The sequence below is a fragment of the Pseudomonas fluorescens group sp. PF-69 genome (assembly GCF_054481235.1).
This window is the reverse complement of the sequence record NZ_JBTMNC010000001.1, coordinates 2,537,706-2,553,220: the sequence shown is the minus strand read 5'-3', so window position 1 is coordinate 2,553,220 and position 15,515 is coordinate 2,537,706. Positions and strand designations below refer to the sequence as shown.

Annotated in this window: 17 protein-coding genes; 4 read left to right on the top strand and 13 right to left on the bottom strand. The window is 59.9% G+C overall.

Annotated features, from left to right (window positions below; all coding sequences use genetic code 11):
- Positions 1 to 110: 110 nt before the first annotated feature.
- Genes ACX3YF_RS11785 through ACX3YF_RS11775 form a run of 3 tightly spaced genes read left to right on the top strand, consistent with a single transcriptional unit; the run spans position 111 to position 3,257 of the window.
- Complete coding sequence (locus ACX3YF_RS11785) at positions 111 to 344, top strand: PP0621 family protein (RefSeq protein WP_130204814.1); 234 nt, start codon at positions 111 to 113, stop codon at positions 342 to 344.
- Positions 334 to 1,923 carry a sensor histidine kinase gene (locus ACX3YF_RS11780; RefSeq protein ID WP_130204812.1) on the top strand — a complete coding sequence of 530 codons (1,590 nt, stop codon included), beginning with the start codon at positions 334 to 336 and terminating at the stop codon, positions 1,921 to 1,923. Before ACX3YF_RS11785 ends, ACX3YF_RS11780 begins: the two co-directional genes overlap by 11 nt.
- A complete protein-coding gene (locus tag ACX3YF_RS11775; RefSeq protein WP_130204810.1) occupies positions 1,920 to 3,257 on the top strand; it encodes a sigma-54-dependent transcriptional regulator in 1,338 nt (445 codons plus the stop codon). The genes ACX3YF_RS11780 and ACX3YF_RS11775 overlap by 4 nt, the downstream gene beginning before the upstream one ends.
- An 18-nt stretch (positions 3,258 to 3,275) precedes the next feature.
- On the opposite strand, the gene thiO is transcribed toward ACX3YF_RS11775, so the two are convergent.
- From thiO to ACX3YF_RS11740, 7 genes are read right to left on the bottom strand one after another with little or no spacing between them, the layout of a single operon-like run.
- Complete coding sequence (thiO, locus tag ACX3YF_RS11770; protein WP_204149578.1) at positions 3,276 to 4,376, bottom strand: glycine oxidase ThiO; 1,101 nt, start codon at positions 4,374 to 4,376, stop codon at positions 3,276 to 3,278.
- 57 nt (positions 4,377 to 4,433) lie between these two features.
- Entirely contained in the window at positions 4,434 to 4,835 is a 402-nt protein-coding gene (locus tag ACX3YF_RS11765) for a type IV pilin protein (protein WP_130204807.1), read from the bottom strand.
- 14 nt (positions 4,836 to 4,849) lie between these two features.
- Positions 4,850 to 5,263, bottom strand: a complete 414-nt coding sequence (locus tag ACX3YF_RS11760; RefSeq protein WP_130204805.1) for a hypothetical protein — start codon at positions 5,261 to 5,263, stop codon at positions 4,850 to 4,852.
- A complete protein-coding gene (locus tag ACX3YF_RS11755) occupies positions 5,250 to 5,729 on the bottom strand; it encodes a pilus assembly PilX family protein (RefSeq protein ID WP_130204803.1) in 480 nt (159 codons plus the stop codon). The genes ACX3YF_RS11760 and ACX3YF_RS11755 overlap by 14 nt, the downstream gene beginning before the upstream one ends.
- Positions 5,730 to 5,740: 11 nt before the next feature.
- The gene (locus ACX3YF_RS11750) at positions 5,741 to 6,454 is read right to left on the bottom strand and encodes a prepilin-type N-terminal cleavage/methylation domain-containing protein (protein WP_130204801.1); all 714 of its coding nucleotides are present in this window, start codon (positions 6,452 to 6,454) and stop codon (positions 5,741 to 5,743) included.
- Positions 6,451 to 6,900 (bottom strand): type IV pilus modification protein PilV, encoded by a 450-nt coding sequence (gene pilV / locus ACX3YF_RS11745; protein WP_130204799.1) that lies wholly within the window; start codon positions 6,898 to 6,900, stop codon positions 6,451 to 6,453. Before pilV ends, ACX3YF_RS11750 begins: the two co-directional genes overlap by 4 nt.
- Complete coding sequence (locus tag ACX3YF_RS11740) at positions 6,897 to 7,370, bottom strand: GspH/FimT family pseudopilin (RefSeq protein ID WP_130204797.1); 474 nt, start codon at positions 7,368 to 7,370, stop codon at positions 6,897 to 6,899. Before ACX3YF_RS11740 ends, pilV begins: the two co-directional genes overlap by 4 nt.
- 130 nt (positions 7,371 to 7,500) lie before the next feature.
- Between ACX3YF_RS11740 and ACX3YF_RS11735 the strand changes: the two genes are divergently transcribed.
- Positions 7,501 to 8,052: a GspH/FimT family pseudopilin gene (locus tag ACX3YF_RS11735; protein ID WP_130204795.1), complete on the top strand. Its 552-nt coding sequence runs from the start codon at positions 7,501 to 7,503 to the stop codon at positions 8,050 to 8,052.
- Here ACX3YF_RS11735 and ispH read toward each other — a convergent pair.
- The 6 genes from ispH to murJ all read right to left on the bottom strand — a co-directional run bounded on the left by ispH (position 8,021) and on the right by murJ (position 15,508).
- Entirely contained in the window at positions 8,021 to 8,968 is a 948-nt protein-coding gene (gene ispH / locus ACX3YF_RS11730; RefSeq protein ID WP_047533422.1) for a 4-hydroxy-3-methylbut-2-enyl diphosphate reductase, read from the bottom strand. The two genes, ACX3YF_RS11735 and ispH, sit on opposite strands and share 32 nt — an antisense overlap.
- A 139-nt stretch (positions 8,969 to 9,107) precedes the next feature.
- Positions 9,108 to 9,545, bottom strand: coding sequence for an FKBP-type peptidyl-prolyl cis-trans isomerase (gene fkpB / locus ACX3YF_RS11725; RefSeq protein ID WP_172435403.1), 438 nt, complete (start codon positions 9,543 to 9,545; stop codon positions 9,108 to 9,110).
- A 7-nt stretch (positions 9,546 to 9,552) separates the two neighbouring features.
- The gene (gene lspA / locus ACX3YF_RS11720; protein WP_130204791.1) at positions 9,553 to 10,065 is read right to left on the bottom strand and encodes a signal peptidase II; all 513 of its coding nucleotides are present in this window, start codon (positions 10,063 to 10,065) and stop codon (positions 9,553 to 9,555) included.
- Positions 10,058 to 12,889 (bottom strand): isoleucine--tRNA ligase, encoded by a 2,832-nt coding sequence (gene ileS, locus ACX3YF_RS11715; RefSeq protein WP_130204789.1) that lies wholly within the window; start codon positions 12,887 to 12,889, stop codon positions 10,058 to 10,060. Before ileS ends, lspA begins: the two co-directional genes overlap by 8 nt.
- On the bottom strand, positions 12,890 to 13,840 hold the full coding sequence (gene ribF, locus ACX3YF_RS11710) for a bifunctional riboflavin kinase/FAD synthetase (RefSeq protein WP_008058292.1): 951 nt from the start codon (positions 13,838 to 13,840) through the stop codon (positions 12,890 to 12,892).
- Between the two features lie 129 nt (positions 13,841 to 13,969).
- A complete protein-coding gene (murJ, locus tag ACX3YF_RS11705) occupies positions 13,970 to 15,508 on the bottom strand; it encodes a murein biosynthesis integral membrane protein MurJ (RefSeq protein ID WP_130204787.1) in 1,539 nt (512 codons plus the stop codon).
- Positions 15,509 to 15,515 lie beyond the last annotated feature (7 nt).

The window sequence follows — 15,515 nt, the reverse complement described above, 5'->3', positions numbered from 1 at the left end:
CTCTCGAGTCTCCCTTTTTTATTGCGCCATTTTTTATAAGGAGCATTACGCTGTGCGGCTGCGATGTCCCCGGCTAAACTGGCGGCTCATCAACCAAAAAGCAGCTCACCATGCTTCGTTTAATATTCTGGATCGCCCTTATTGCCGCTGCGGTGTGGTTCTGGCGTAAATACAAGGGCCAGGCTTCCGTGCCCAAGTCCCCCGCCGAGCTGGAAGCGGCACCGATGGTCCGCTGCGCCCATTGCGGCGTGCACCTGCCCCGCGACCGGGCGCTGAGTCTTCAACAACAATGGTATTGCAGCCAGGCTCACCTCGAGCAAGGCCCAGGGTCCAGTGGTCGCTGAGACTCAAAGTCCCGGCGACAAACAGGCCCAGCGACTGCTGCGCCTTTATCACCTCTACCGTTTGAGCGTCGGCATCATCCTGGTGCTTTTGATTTCCAGTGACCTGGACAATCAGTTGCTGACGTCCGGCAATGACGCGTTGCTGCGTGGTGGCAGCTGGTTGTACCTGATACTGAACATTCTGCTGGTTGTGTTCTTCGAGGACACACGCCGGCCGGCGCAATTGTTCAGCCTGGCACTGGTTGACGTACTGCTGTTGTGTGGCCTGTTCTATGCCGCAGGTGGCGTGGCCAGCGCCGTTGGCAACCTGTTGATCGTATCGGTAGCCATCGGTAACACCTTATTACAAAGGCGCATCGGGCTGTTGATTGCCGCTGTCGGCGCGCTCGGCATCGTCGGCTTGAGTTTCCTGCTGAGCTTCAGCCCTCCCTCCAGTCCCAACGACCACTTGCAGGCAGGAGCCCTTGGCGCCCTGTGTTTTGCCGCTGCGTTATTGGTGCAAGGCCTGAGGCGACGCCTGGAAGTCAGCGAAACCCTGGCCGAACAAAAGGCCAGTGAAGTCATCGGCCTGGAAACCCTCAATGCGCTGATCCTGCAACGGATGCGCACCGGCATACTGGTGCTCGACGACTGCAGACGAGTGCAGCTCGCCAACCACAGTGCCCTGGCCCTGCTCGATTGCGAGCATCTCGAGGGCCTCATGATTGACGAGCACTGCCCTTCCCTGATCGAGCGCCTGGACCTTTGGCGCAAGAATCCGACGCTACGCCCCCACAGCTTGAAGATCACCGGCAGCGGTCTGGAATTGCGACCCAGCTTCATCGCCCTGGACACCAGCCCGAACCACCAGACCCTGGTCTTTCTCGAGGATCTCGCACAGATCGCGCAACAGGCGCAGCAATTGAAACTGGTCGCCCTGGGTCGCCTGACCGCCAGCATCGCCCATGAAATCCGCAATCCGTTGGGCGCCATCAGTCATGCCGCGCAGCTATTACGAGAATCGGAGGAACTGAACGGCGCGGATCGACGTCTGACGCAGATCATTCAAGACCACTCTGAGCGAATGAATCGGGTAATCGAAAACGTCCTGCAACTGTCCCGCCGCCAGCAAACCGTGCCGCAACGACTCGACTTGAAACCGTGGCTGGAACAATTCGTGGGCGAAACCCGCGAGGCGGCAACCGGACGCCAGCAGATTCACCTGCACACCACTGGTGCAGACTTCAAGACCCTGATGGATCCCGACCAATTGCAACAGATCCTCGACAACCTTGTACGCAATGCCTGGCGCCACAGTGGCTTGCGCCGCGAGCAGGCGCAGGTCTGGCTGGAACTGTTTATCGATCCAAACAGCCAGTTGCCGATCCTGGAAATTGTCGACGACGGTCCTGGTGTCCCCCCGGACCATCAAGCGCAACTGTTCGAACCCTTCTTCACCACCAGTCAGCATGGCACTGGCCTGGGTCTCTACCTGTCCCGTGAGCTGTGCGAAAGCAATCAGGCTCGCCTGGACTTCAAGCCACGCCAGGATGGCGGCTGCTTTCGCATTACCTTTGCTCACGGACGGAAACAAGGTTGAACAAGAAATCACGGCAAAAAGTCCTGATCGTCGACGATGAACCGGACATCCGCGAACTCCTGGAAATTACCCTGGGACGGATGAAACTGGACACCTACAGTGCCCGCAATGTGGGTGAGGCCCTGGGCCTGCTCAAGCGCGAAAGGTTCGATCTGTGCCTCACCGACATGCGCCTGCCGGACGGCACCGGCCTTGAGCTGGTGCAGCACATCCAGCGACGTTACCCGCAAGTACCGGTGGCCATGATCACCGCCTACGGCAATGTCGAAACGGCGATCAATGCACTGAAGGCCGGCGCCTTCGACTTCCTGAGCAAACCGGTGGACCTTGGCCGCCTGCGGGAACTGGTCGCCAGCGCCCTGCTGCTTGCTGCTCCCGGCAGCACTATCGATCGTCGTCTGCTGGGTGATTCACTGCCGATGCGCAATCTGCGCAAACAGATCGACAAACTGGCACGCAGCCAGGCGCCAGTCTACATCAGCGGCGAGTCCGGCAGCGGCAAGGAACTGGTTGCGCGTCTGATCCATGAGCGAGGACCACGGGCCAATCACCCCTTCGTGCCGGTCAACTGCGGGGCGATTCCATCGGAGTTGATGGAAAGCGAGTTTTTCGGCCATCGCAAAGGCAGCTTCAGCGGTGCCATCGAAGACAAACCCGGACTGTTCCAGGCCGCGCACGGCGGCACCCTGTTCCTTGACGAAGTGGCTGATCTGCCGCTGCCGATGCAGGTCAAACTGCTACGCGCGATTCAGGAGAAAGCCGTACGCAGCGTCGGCGGGCAACAGGAAGAGGTGGTCGATGTGCGCATCCTGTGCGCGACCCACAAAGACCTCGATGCCGAAGTCGCCGCTGAACGCTTTCGCCAGGACTTGTACTACCGCTTGAATGTGATCGAGCTGCGGGTTCCGCCGCTGCGCGAGCGCCGCGACGACATAGAACCGCTGGCCAGCCACGTGCTCATGCGCCTGGCCGCCGACACCGGGCAACCGGCGGCAAAACTCCACCCGCACGCCCTCGACGCGCTGAAAAGCTACCGCTTTCCAGGCAATGTGCGGGAACTGGAGAACATGCTCGAACGGGCTCACACCCTGTGCGAAAACAAACAGATCGAGGCCAGCGACCTGCGCCTGGCCGAGGGCAACTGCTCTATCGAGGGGGGATTACTCGACCTGACACAGATCGACAACCTGGAAGCGTACCTGGAAAACATCGAACGCCAGCTCATTCTCCAGGCCCTGGAAGAAACCCGCTGGAACCGCACGGCAGCGGCTCAGCGGTTGAATCTGTCGTTCCGGTCGATGCGCTACAGGCTGAAGAAATTCGGCCTGGATTGAACGGCTCTTGATCTTGTCTCAGATCCGACCGGTCGGCGCATAGGGTGCAGGATCGATAATCGGCTCACGCCCCAACATCACATCAGCGAACAACTGACACGACGCCGGCGCCAGTACCAGACCGTTGCGGTAGTGCCCGCAGTTGAGCCACAACCCATCAAATCCAGGCACCCGACCAATATAAGGAATGCCTTCCGGCGAACCTGGGCGCAATCCGGCCCAATGCCCCACCACTTCAGCATCCGCCAGTGCCGGAATCAGCTCCACCGCCGACGCCTTGAGGCTCTCCAGAGCCGACTCGGTCGGCGTCTTGTCATAGCCTTCATGCTCCAGGGTACTGCCAATCAGAATGTGTCCGTCGCGCCGCGGAATCGCGTAACGCCCCTTGGCCAGCACCATGCTCGGCAGAAAGTCAGCGGCGCACTTGTAGAGAATCATCTGGCCCTTTACCGGCTCGACCGGCAACTCCAGCCCCAACCCCTTGAGCAAGTCGCCGCTCCAGGCGCCCGCCGTCAGGACCACCTGATCCGCATGGACACTCCCTGTCGAGGTGTGCACGCCAACGACTTTATCGCCTTCACGGATAAACCCGCTGACTTCACACTGCTCGTGGATCGTCACGTTCGGCAGCGCCGACAACGCAGTCTTGAGCGACTTCACCAGCCGTGGATTGCGCACGTTGGCCACATCAGCCATGTAGATCGCCCGGGAAAAACCGCCGCCCAGCACCGGCACTGCATCGTGTGCCGCCGAGATATCCACAGCCCGCAATGGACGGTTCTCTCGTGCAGCCCACGCCAGCGCCTCGGCCTCGTCATCCAGATCCAGCCAGTACAGACCGGTGATGTGCACCTCGGGATCAACCCCGGTGGCCGCAAACAGGCGCTCACCCAGCTGTGGATAAAAATCCTGGGACCAATGGGCCAGTGCCGTGACCGCCGGGCTGTAACGCCATGGATAAAGCGGCGAAACGATCCCGCCGCCTGCCCAGGACGATTCCTGGCCCACGTTCGAGCGATCCAGCAGCACAACGCTCTGCACTTCGGACGCGAGATTGAATGCCGTCAGCAGCCCGATTACCCCGCCACCGACAATCACCACTTGCTGTTGCGTGCTCATGTTCTGATCCAACCGATAAATAGACAGTGGACGCAAAGGGGCGTCCGAAAAGGAAACTCAGCGACCCCAGCAATCCTTGGCGGTCAGGCCAGCCGTAGCGTTGACCATGCCACGGACACCGGTATTGGTCATAGTGAAATCTCCGCACTTGTCCGCAGCCATGCTCGTGCCCGGCTTGCGCACCGCGGTCAGCAGGAACGTCTGATCCGTCAGGGTTGGGGTAATGGTGTAGTAATCGTTGCCGGCGCTAAGACCGGTGGCATCGGTGTAGGCATTCTTTTGCGAATAGAAGCGCTCAAGGATTTGCGCCTGCTCGGAAAGCAGACTGGCCACTTCGGTACGGCGGCCCTTGTTCAGGTATTCGGTGAAGCTCGGGGCAGCAATGGTCATGACAATCCCGATGATTGCAATCACGATCATGATTTCGATCAGGGTAAAACCGCGGTTGGATCTGTGCATGCCTCAACTCTCACTTACTGAATTTGTCGCCACATGATGCGACGGCTGCCGCCGGATTTTTCCATCCCCGGGGTATCTTCGCCAATGGATTCGTGCGCAGCCGCACCATTGTCATCGGCGTCCCGGGGCGAATTTTCTCCGATGAAGGTCACGCCGTTCGAAAGCAAATCGTTACCGTCGACCACGCCATCGTCGTTGCTGTCGAGCATCTTAGCGCTGATCGCTTCGGGCAGCTTGAGGCAGATGGGTATCAACCCATGATTGTTGCGATAAAAACCGTACCAGTTGCCATTGGCCAGACAGGTTCGCCGGTCCAGCGCCGGTGAATCCGGCGGCGTGATGGCCTGGGCTGGCACCGACAGGGTCAGCGCGACGATCACACCGCACAACAACCGCGAGAACCTGGCAGGCCGCTCAGTACTTGGCATAAATGCTCTCCACCACACTACGAGAATGGCCCGCGATGCCTACCGCCGTTATCCGATACAAGGTTGCCTGTGTATTGATCGGCACATTCACGGCATCGCGGCTGACGCCGATGTTTTGCACGCCATAAAAGCCCTTGCCCGACGCCACCCACATCACCCCGGAGGTAGCGTTGAAACCCGCAGAAGTAACAGTCAGCGACTCGGCCGGTGGAGCGCATTGAAGGTGACCGCTGCACTCCGGCAGCGCAAAACCGCTGCGTTGCACCGCGCTTTCGCCCACCCGCAATGCAGCCTCGGCGCCTTGAAACGACTGATTGCGCAGGCTCACGCTGCCGGCCATTTTTTCCTGCAGGGTGGCGTTCTGCATCGAAGAGATACCTATCAGCGTCAGCAACAACAGGAATACCAGGCTGACCAGCAACGCCATGCCGCGCTGGTGATAAGCAATCACGGATGAAAAATTCATCGCCCTTCCCTTCATGGCAGGCGATTGCGCAGAGCGGCAACCACGTTGAAGGTTTGATCGCTCACCCGATGGTGAGGATCGAAGAGCGTCAGGCTCAGCCGCACGCTGCGAATGCGTGCCGGGTCAGACGGATTGCTGCTATAGCTGGACGCGGCGATGTCTGTGGCAGAGCTGGCAATGCCAAAGCTCACGTCGAAGGCTTTGACGTTATCCACCAGCGTCTGCCGGCGCTGTGCGCCACTGCCGACGGCAATCGTCAGCTGATCCTGTCTCAAGCCATAGGCTATCCGCCGGATCGGAAATGCCAGTTGGCCGGGACCCGGCGTACGCGACTCACTGTAAGCCGTCGCACGGGTCCGACAATCGGAGACCACGGTCCATGTCGGTGTTCCCCCGTTGCTGCCAACATCCGCCGTCACCAGCGTCAGGCTTTGGCGGGCACTGTCCCAACTGATCGGCGTTATCCGACTGGCATTGAAATCACCCGCCGAACTCTCAGCGGTAATGCTCTCCAGACAGCCGAACATGCCGACCATACGGATTTCCTGAATCATTTTGCTCAACACGAAACGCGCATCTTCCTGCATCGCGGCAGCGGCGTTCTGACTGACGTAGGTGTTTTTGGCGGCGATGAACACCTGCACCACGCCCAACACCACAACCAGGCTCAACGCCAGGGCGATGAGCAATTCGATCAGGCCGAACCCTCGACTGGACTCCTTCATGGCGCGCCCACCGGGTCAACTGTGGCCCGGCTGCTCAGGACGAAGCTGCGACGGGAATCGGCGCTGTTGGCGGCCCGCGAGTCGTCCCAGGTAATGGTGATGGTGTACACGCCCTGATTGAGGCTGACGCTGCCGGTCGCACTGGCGCCGCCAAAACTGATGATGTTGCGGGTGAAATCGTAGAGGTCCTGGTCCCGGGCGACGCTCAGATTGCCCGAGGTCGGTGGTGTAACGGTGTAGTCGGCGGCCGCATTGGCGCGAATGCGGTCCATCATGTCGTAGGCGATAAAACTGGCCTGGCTGGTCATGCGCGCACTGTCCGTGTACTTGAGTGCATTCAGCTGCAATGCCGCCGCCCCCAACAGACCCACGCTCAGAATCAACAATGCAACCAGGACCTCGATCAGTGTCATGCCCTCCTGTGCACCTTTGCGCCATTGCCTCATCCGCAACTGCCACCCAATAGAATTCGTCCGTTCAAACACAGGTTCAGCGTCCTGCTTTGCGCGCCCAATACATAACTGATCACCACCGCCGTAGACGGTGACGACAACCCTCCCAGATTGTTGAAATCGATGGCCGACACCCCCGAGGTTAGCGTCAGCGTCGCGCCACTGCTCATCGCCGGCACAACCCGTAATACATTCGCCGGCGTACTGGTTCCGTCATACACCGACAACTCCCCGGTCCATGCGCTGCCACCCGCCGTCGGGCGCACGCGGGTCGTCACTCCGCGATTGATCGCCTCCAGTCGCGCGAAATTAAGAGCATGTTGCAGATCACCGATCTCGGTATCGGCCCTGGTGATTTGCGCCGAACGCGTAAACGCCGGCACGGCCAGAGCGATCAGGACCAGAAAGACCGCAATCGCCACCAGCAACTCCAGCAACGTGAAACCTTTTGAACGATGTTCCATCGCTGCCCTCTGCTGCCGTTGGCTATACCTGCTGTTGCTCGCCAGAACATGCGACCGCGAAAACCCGGTTGCATTGCCATCGCCCGCGCATGGATTGCTCGGCTGAGAAAATTTCAGGGAGGGAAATGTCATGCATCAGCGCGGCTTCAGCCTGATCGAACTGCTCATGGGACTGACAATTGTCGGGATTGTTCTGCACTTGGTCAGTCCGGCGTTTGCGGCACTGTCAGAGTCGACCTATCGCGAGGAGACGGCCAAGTCACTTGCCAGCGGTATGCGCAGTGCAAGAGTTGCCGCGATCACACGAAACCAGTCCGTCGTCATTCACGGCATAAACGATGACTGGAGCCAGGGCTGGCGAATCGTTCTGGATGTCAGCGGCAAGGGGCATGAGGACATCAGCAACCCGCTGCTGATGGAGCACCGAAGCGGCACGCGAGTGCCGGTGTTCGGCAATCTATATGTCAAGACGTCGGTTCGCTTCAGCCATTTGGGCGAACCGGCGAGCAAAGGCTTTCAATCGGGGACGTTACACGTTTGCGCCACCCGCAAACCGGTGAGCCGGCACCAGCTGGTGCTGGCGTCCAGCGGCCGCGTCAGCCTGCGCAGCGATAAAGCTGAACAGGCATTATGCGCAGGGGGGAGCGGAATCAGAGCAGGGAACGAACGCGCAACTCTTTAGGCATGGAGAACGTGATGTTCTCCTCGCGACCGGCCAGTTCATCAGCACCGGTAGCCCCCCAGGCTTGCAACTGCTGGATTACGCCACGCACCAGGACTTCCGGCGCAGAAGCGCCCGCCGTGATGCCGATGCGCTCGACGCCGTCGAACCAGCTCTTTTGCAGGTCTTCAGCACCGTCAATCAGGTAGGCCGGGGTCGCCATGCGCTCGGCGAGCTCACGCAGGCGATTGGAGTTGGAGCTGTTCGGACTGCCAACCACCAACACGACATCACATTCGTCGGCCAGTTGCTTGACCGCATCCTGACGGTTTTGCGTGGCGTAGCAGATGTCGTCCTTGCGCGGACCACCGATGGCCGGGAACCGCGTACGCAGGGCGTCGATGACACGGCTGGTATCGTCCATGGACAGGGTGGTCTGGGTGACGAAAGCCAGTTTCTCGGGGTTGTGCACTTGCAGTTCGGCGACGTCTTTTTCGTCCTCGACCAAATAGATCGCACCACCATTGCTGGCGTCGTATTGGCCCATGGTGCCTTCGACTTCCGGGTGACCGGCGTGGCCGATAAGAATGCATTCGCGACCGTCGCGGCTGTAGCGCGCCACTTCGATGTGCACCTTGGTCACCAGTGGGCAGGTGGCGTCGAACACTTTCAGGCCCCGGCCGGCAGCTTCAGTGCGAACGGCCTGGGAAACACCGTGGGCACTGAAGATCACGATCACATCGTCCGGCACCTGATCCAGTTCCTCGACGAAAATCGCCCCGCGCGCGCGCAGGTCTTCGACAACGAATTTGTTATGGACCACTTCGTGGCGTACGTAGATCGGCGGACCGAACACTTCCAGGGCGCGGTTGACGATTTCGATCGCGCGGTCCACACCGGCGCAGAAGCCACGGGGGTTGGCGAGTTTGATTTGCATGCTGTGCCTCGTGTCTTGCCCTGTAGGAGTGAGCCCGCTCGCGATGGGCGTCAATGACAACGCGATCATTCTGAATGAAAGCGGTGTCTTTGAGTCCTTCGCGAGCGGGCTCGCTCCTACAACGGGCCGGTTTGGTCAGTTACAGCGCTTTGACGGAAATGATTTCCACGTCAAAGGTCAGCGTCTTGCCTGCCAGCGGGTGGTTGAAGTCGATGGTCACTTGAGCATCATCGAACTCTTTGACCACACCTGGCAATTCAGTATTGGCCGCATCATTAAAGATCACCAACAGACCAGGCGACAGCTCCATGTCCTGGAACTGAGAGCGCGGAATGATCTGTACGTTTTGCGGGTTGGGCTGGCCGAAGGCGTTTTCCGGCTCGATGCTCAGAGTACGCTTGTCGCCAGCCTTGAAACCGAACAACGCCGCTTCGAAACCTGGCAACAGGTTGCCGTCACCGACCTTGAAGGTCGCCGGGGCTTTGTCGAAGGTGCTGTCCACCGTGTCGCCATTCTCCAGGCGCAATGCGAAATGCAAGGTGACTTCCGTGTTCTGGCCAATGCGTTGCTCAGCCAATACCTGTTCAGTCATGAACGGCTTCTCCGGTCTTTTTACTTTTGAACATATCCAGTGCCAGCATCACGGCACCGACGGTAATTGCACTGTCGGCAAAGTTGAACGCCGGGAAATACCAGCGGTTCTGCCAATGCACCAGGATGAAATCGATCACATGCCCCAAGGCAATGCGGTCATACAGATTGCCCAACGCACCACCGAGCACCAACGCCAGGGCGATGGCCAGCCAGGTTTCGTTGCGCCCCAGGCGCTTGAGCCAGACCACCAGCACCGCACTGACCACCACCGCGATCAGTGCAAACAGCCAGCGCTGCCAACCGGAACTGTCAGCCAGGAAACTGAACGCCGCGCCAGTGTTGTAGGCCAGGGTCCAACTGAAGTAATCGGGGATCACCACGATTTGCTGGTACATCGCAAGCTTGCCTTCGAAGTAGAACTTGCTGGCCTGGTCGATGACCAGGACCAGCAAACTCAACCAGAGCCAGCTCAGCCGTCCGAAACGGCCAATGGCATTAGGCATAGTGACGAACCTCGCCAGCGCCGCTGATGTTGTCGACGCAACGACCGCAGATTTCCGGATGCTCCGGATTCACGCCGACGTCTTCACGGCAGTGCCAGCAACGGGCGCACTTGGCGAAGGCCGACTTGACGATCTTCAACTTCAGGCCGCTGACTTCGGTGACCACTGCATCGGCCGGCGCCTGCACGAATGGTGCGACGCTGGCGGTGGAGGTGATCAGCACGAAACGCAGTTCGTTGCTCAGCTTGGCCAGGTCGGCGCTCAGCGCGTCTTCGGCGAACAGCGTCACTTCAGCCTGCAGGTTGCCACCGACGGCTTTCGCCGCGCGCTGGATTTCCATCTCTTTGTTGACCGCCACCTTCACTTCCATGATGCGATCCCAGTAGGCGCGACCGAGCTCGAAACCTTCCGGCAATTCGGTCAGGCCTTCGTACCAGGTATTGAGCATCACCGATTCGTTGCGCTCGCCCGGCAGGTATTGCCACAGCTCGTCGGCGGTGAACGCTAGGATCGGCGCGATCCAGCGCACCAGCGCTTCGGAGATGTGGAACAGCGCGGTCTGGCACGAACGACGGGCCTTGCTGTCGGCGCCGGTGGTGTACTGGCGGTCCTTGATGATGTCCAGGTAGAAACCGCCCAGCTCCTGCACGCAGAAGTTGTGGATCTTGGAGTAGACGTTCCAGAAGCGGTACTCGCCGTAGTGCTCTTGCAGCTCGCGTTGCAGCAGCAAGGTGCGGTCCACGGCCCAACGGTCCAGTGCCAGCATTTCGTCGGCCGGCAGCAGGTCGGTGGCCGGGTTGAAGCCGGTCAGGTTCGAGAGCAGGAAGCGCGCGGTGTTACGGATACGCCGGTAGGCGTCCGCACTGCGTTGCAGGATCTGCTCGGAAACCGCCATTTCGCCCGAATAATCGGTCGACGCGACCCACAGGCGCATGATGTCCGCACCCAGGGTGTCGTTGACTTTCTGCGGTGCAATGACGTTGCCCAAGGACTTGGACATCTTGCGGCCGGACTCGTCGACGGTGAAACCGTGGGTCAGCAATTCGCGGTACGGCGCGTGGTTGTCGATGGCGCAACCGGTCAGCAGCGACGAGTGGAACCAGCCACGGTGCTGGTCCGAGCCTTCCAGGTACAGGTCGGCGCGTGGCCCGGTTTCGTGGCCCATCGGGTGCGAGCCGCGCAGGACGTGCCAATGCGTGGTGCCCGAGTCGAACCAGACGTCCAGGGTGTCGCTGATCTTGTCGTACTGTGGCGCTTCATCACCGAGCAGCTCGGCGGCATCCAGCTTGAACCAGGCTTCGATGCCTTCGACTTCGACGCGCTTGGCGACTTCTTCCATCAGTTCGACGGTACGTGGGTGCAGCTCGCCGCTTTCCTTGTTCAGGAAGAACGGGATCGGTACACCCCAGTTGCGCTGACGGGAGATGCACCAGTCCGGACGGTTGGCGATCATCGAGTGCAGTCGCGCCTGGCCCCAGGCCGGCACGAACTTGGTGTCTTCGATGGCTTTGAGCGAGCGCTGGCGCAGGGTGTCGCCGGTGGTTGGCTGCTTGTCCATGCCGATGAACCACTGCGCGGTGGCGCGGTAGATCAATGGCGTCTTGTGGCGCCAGCAGTGCATGTAGCTGTGCTCGATGATGGTGGTGTGCAGCAGCGCACCCACTTCGCTCAGCTTGTCGACGATGGCCGGGTTGGCCTTCCAGATGAACTGGCCGCCGAAGAATTCCAGCGATGGCACATAAACGCCGTTGCTTTGTACCGGATTGAGGATGTCGTCGTTGACCATGCCGTATTTCTTGCACGTCACGAAGTCGTCGACGCCGTAGGCCGGTGCAGAGTGAACCACGCCAGTACCGGCGCCCAGTTCGACGTAATCAGCCAGGTAAACCGGCGACAGACGGTCGTAGAACGGGTGACGGAAATTGATCAGCTCCAGGTCGGAACCGGTGGCGGTGGCGATCACCGAGCCTTCCAGCGAGTAACGTGCCAGGCACGACTCGACCAGCTCTTCAGCCAGCACCAGCAATTTGTCGCCGACATCGACCAGGGCGTAGTTGAATTCCGGGTGAACGTTCAGCGCCTGGTTGGCCGGGATGGTCCACGGGGTGGTGGTCCAGATCACGATCGAAGCCGGTTTGGCCAGCGATGGCAGACCGAATGCGGCAGCCAGCTTGGCTTCATCGGCAATCGGGAAGGCCACGTCGATGGTCGAGGACTTCTTGTTCTCGTACTCGACTTCCGCTTCGGCCAGGGCCGAGCCGCAATCGAAGCACCAGTTCACGGGCTTGAGGCCCTTGAACACGAAACCGCCCTTGACGATTTCTGCCAGGGCGCGGATTTCACCGGCCTCGTTCTTGAAGTCCATGGTCTTGTAGGGGTTGGCGAAATCGCCCAACACGCCCAGACGGATGAATTCGGACTTCTGGCCTTCGATCTGCTCGGTGGCATACGCACGGCAGAGTTCACGGGTCTTGTCCGCGCCCAGGTTCTTGCCGTGGGTCACTTCGACTTTGTGCTCGATCGGCAGACCGTGGCAGTCCCAGCCCGGAACATAAGGCGCGTCAAAGCCCGACAGGGTCTTCGAGCGGATGATCATGTCCTTGAGAATCTTGTTCAGCGCATGACCGATGTGAATCGTGCCGTTGGCGTACGGAGGACCGTCGTGCAGTACGAACTTCGGACGATCCTTGCCAATCTCGCGCAACTTTCCGTACAGGCCAATACTGTCCCAGCGCTGCAGAATCTGCGGTTCGCGCTGTGGCAGGCCGGCCTTCATTGGGAAGGCGGTGTCCGGAAGGTTTAGCGTGGCTTTATAGTCGGTCATTTAAGGCTCTTCATTAGCGATTGGCGCTAGGTGCGACAGGGCACGGGCGGCGGCGACATCCGCATTGATCGCCGTCTTAAGCGCCTCCAGAGAGGCGAAACGCTGCTCTTCACGCAGCTTTTGGTGGAAAACCACCGTCATACGCCGGTCATACAGATCGCCGGCAAAATCTAAAAGATGTACTTCGAGGTGGGCTTTGCCATCTCCCTGGACCGTAGGTCGAACGCCGATATTGGCGACGCCTGGCCAGGTCTTGCCGTCGAGGTCGACGCTGACCAGGTAAACCCCGGTAAACGGCACGCGACGGCGCTTGAGTTGAATGTTGGCCGTTGGCGTACCCAACTGGCGCGCCAGTTTCTGGCCATGCAATACCCGACCGGCAATCCGGTACGGGCGACCGAGCAGACGTTCGGCAAGGGCAAAGTCTGCAGCGGCCAGCGCATTACGCACCTGGGTGCTGCTGACCCGGATACCGTCGAGTTCGACAGTCTGCGCCGCTTCGACGGTAAAGCCCTGCATGACGCCGGCCTGTTGCAGGAAATCGAAATCCCCTACCCGGTCACAGCCGAAACGGAAGTCGTCGCCGACTTCAAGATGCTGCACGCCCAAGCCATCCACCAGGATGGTGTCGACGAACTCGCTGGCGCTGAGCTTGCTCAGGCGCTGGTTGAAGGCGAGGCACAAGACCCGGTCAACGCCTTCGGCAGCGAGCAGCTGCAACTTGTCGCGCAGGCGTGCCAAACGGGCCGGTGCCGTGTCCGGCGCAAAAAACTCTCGCGGCTGCGGCTCGAAAATCACCACGCAGCTGGGCACGCCCAATTCAAGCGCACGCTCACGCAGTCGCGCCAGGATAGCCTGGTGGCCACGGTGTACACCGTCAAAGTTGCCAATAGTGGCGACACAGCCCCGATGCTGGGGGCGCAGATTGTGGAGGCCTCGAACCAGCTGCATAACGCGCTTCTTGCTCATAAAGTGGTCGATTATAACCACACCCGGCGGCCGACGACAGGCAACACCGTATCCCAAAGTGATCGAGCCGACAAAAACGCCGGCCCACCCGTGTTTATCGAGGCCTGGGCCTTAGCCCAATGCCTTGCGATTGAAGTCGCGCAAGCGAAAACCCATCAACACTAACATCCCGAAATAAGCCACCACACCGGCGACCACCAATGCCCCAAGGCGCAGGAACCGCTCGAGCATATGCCCTTGATCCCAGGCTGGCATAAAGTGCATCGCACCCAGCAACACGCCTGACATCACCGCCACCGCGATCACCAGCTTCAAGCCGAATACCCCCCAGCCCGGTTGTGGCTGGTACATCTGCTGCTTGCGCAGCTGATAGAAGAGCAACCCGGCGTTGATACAGGCACCACCACTGATGGCGAGCGCCAAACCAGCGTGAGCCAGCGGACCGATCAGCATGAGGTTGAACAGTTGGGTGATGATCAAGGTGAAAATTGCGATCTTTACCGGCGTGCGGATGTTTTGTTGCGCATAAAAGCCCGGTGCCAGCACTTTAATCACGATGATCCCGAGCAACCCGACCGAATAGGCGATCAACGCACGCTGGGTCATGGCCGCATCAAATGCATTGAATTGACCGTACTGGAACAGCGAAACCGTCAACGGCTCGGCCAGAATCCCCAGCGCCAGGGAACATGGCAACACCAGCACGAAACACAGGCGCAGGCCCCAATCGAGGATTCGCGAATATTCATGGCGATCCTTGCTGGCGTAGGTCTTGGCCAGGGTCGGCAACAGGATCGTGCCCAATGCCACGCCCAGCACGCCGGATGGCAGCTCCATCAAACGGTCGGCGTAGTACATCCAGGACACTGAACCGGCGACCAGGAACGAAGCAAAAATGGTGTTGATGATCAGCGAGATCTGACTCACGGACACCCCGAGAATCGCCGGCAGCATCTGCTTCATGACCCGCCAGACCCCCGTATCACGCAGATTCAGGCGCGGCAGCACCAGCATGCCGATCTTTTTCAGGTGTGGCAGTTGATACAACAGCTGCGCCAGGCCGCCGGCCAGTACCGCCCAGCCCAGCGCCATCACCGGCGGGTCGAAGCACGGCGTCAGGAACACCGCAAAAATGATCATGCTGACGTTCAACAGGGTCGGCACAAAGGCCGGCACCGAAAAGCGGTTCCAGGTGTTGAGGATCGCGCCCGCCAGCGAGGACAGGGAAATCAGCAGGATGTAAGGAAAGGTCACCCGCAGCAGACTGGAGGTCAGCTCGAATTTTTCCGGCGTATCGGTAAAGCCCGGCGCCGTCACCCAGATGACCCAGGGGGCGGCAATCATCCCCAGCGCAGTCACCAGGGCCAGCACCAGCGTCAGCAGACCCGAGACGTAAGCAATGAACGTTCGCGTCGCCTCCTCGCCCTTCTGGCTTTTGTATTCGGCAAGAATCGGCACAAAAGCCTGGGAGAACGCGCCTTCCGCGAAGATACGCCGCAACAGATTGGGCAATTTGAAGGCGATGAAGAAGGCGTCGGTCGCCATTCCTGCACCAAATATGCGCGCAATGAGGGTGTCACGAACGAAGCCCAGGATCCGGGAAAGCATCGTGATAGAGCTGACGGCGGCTAACGATTTGAGCAGATTCATTGAAAGA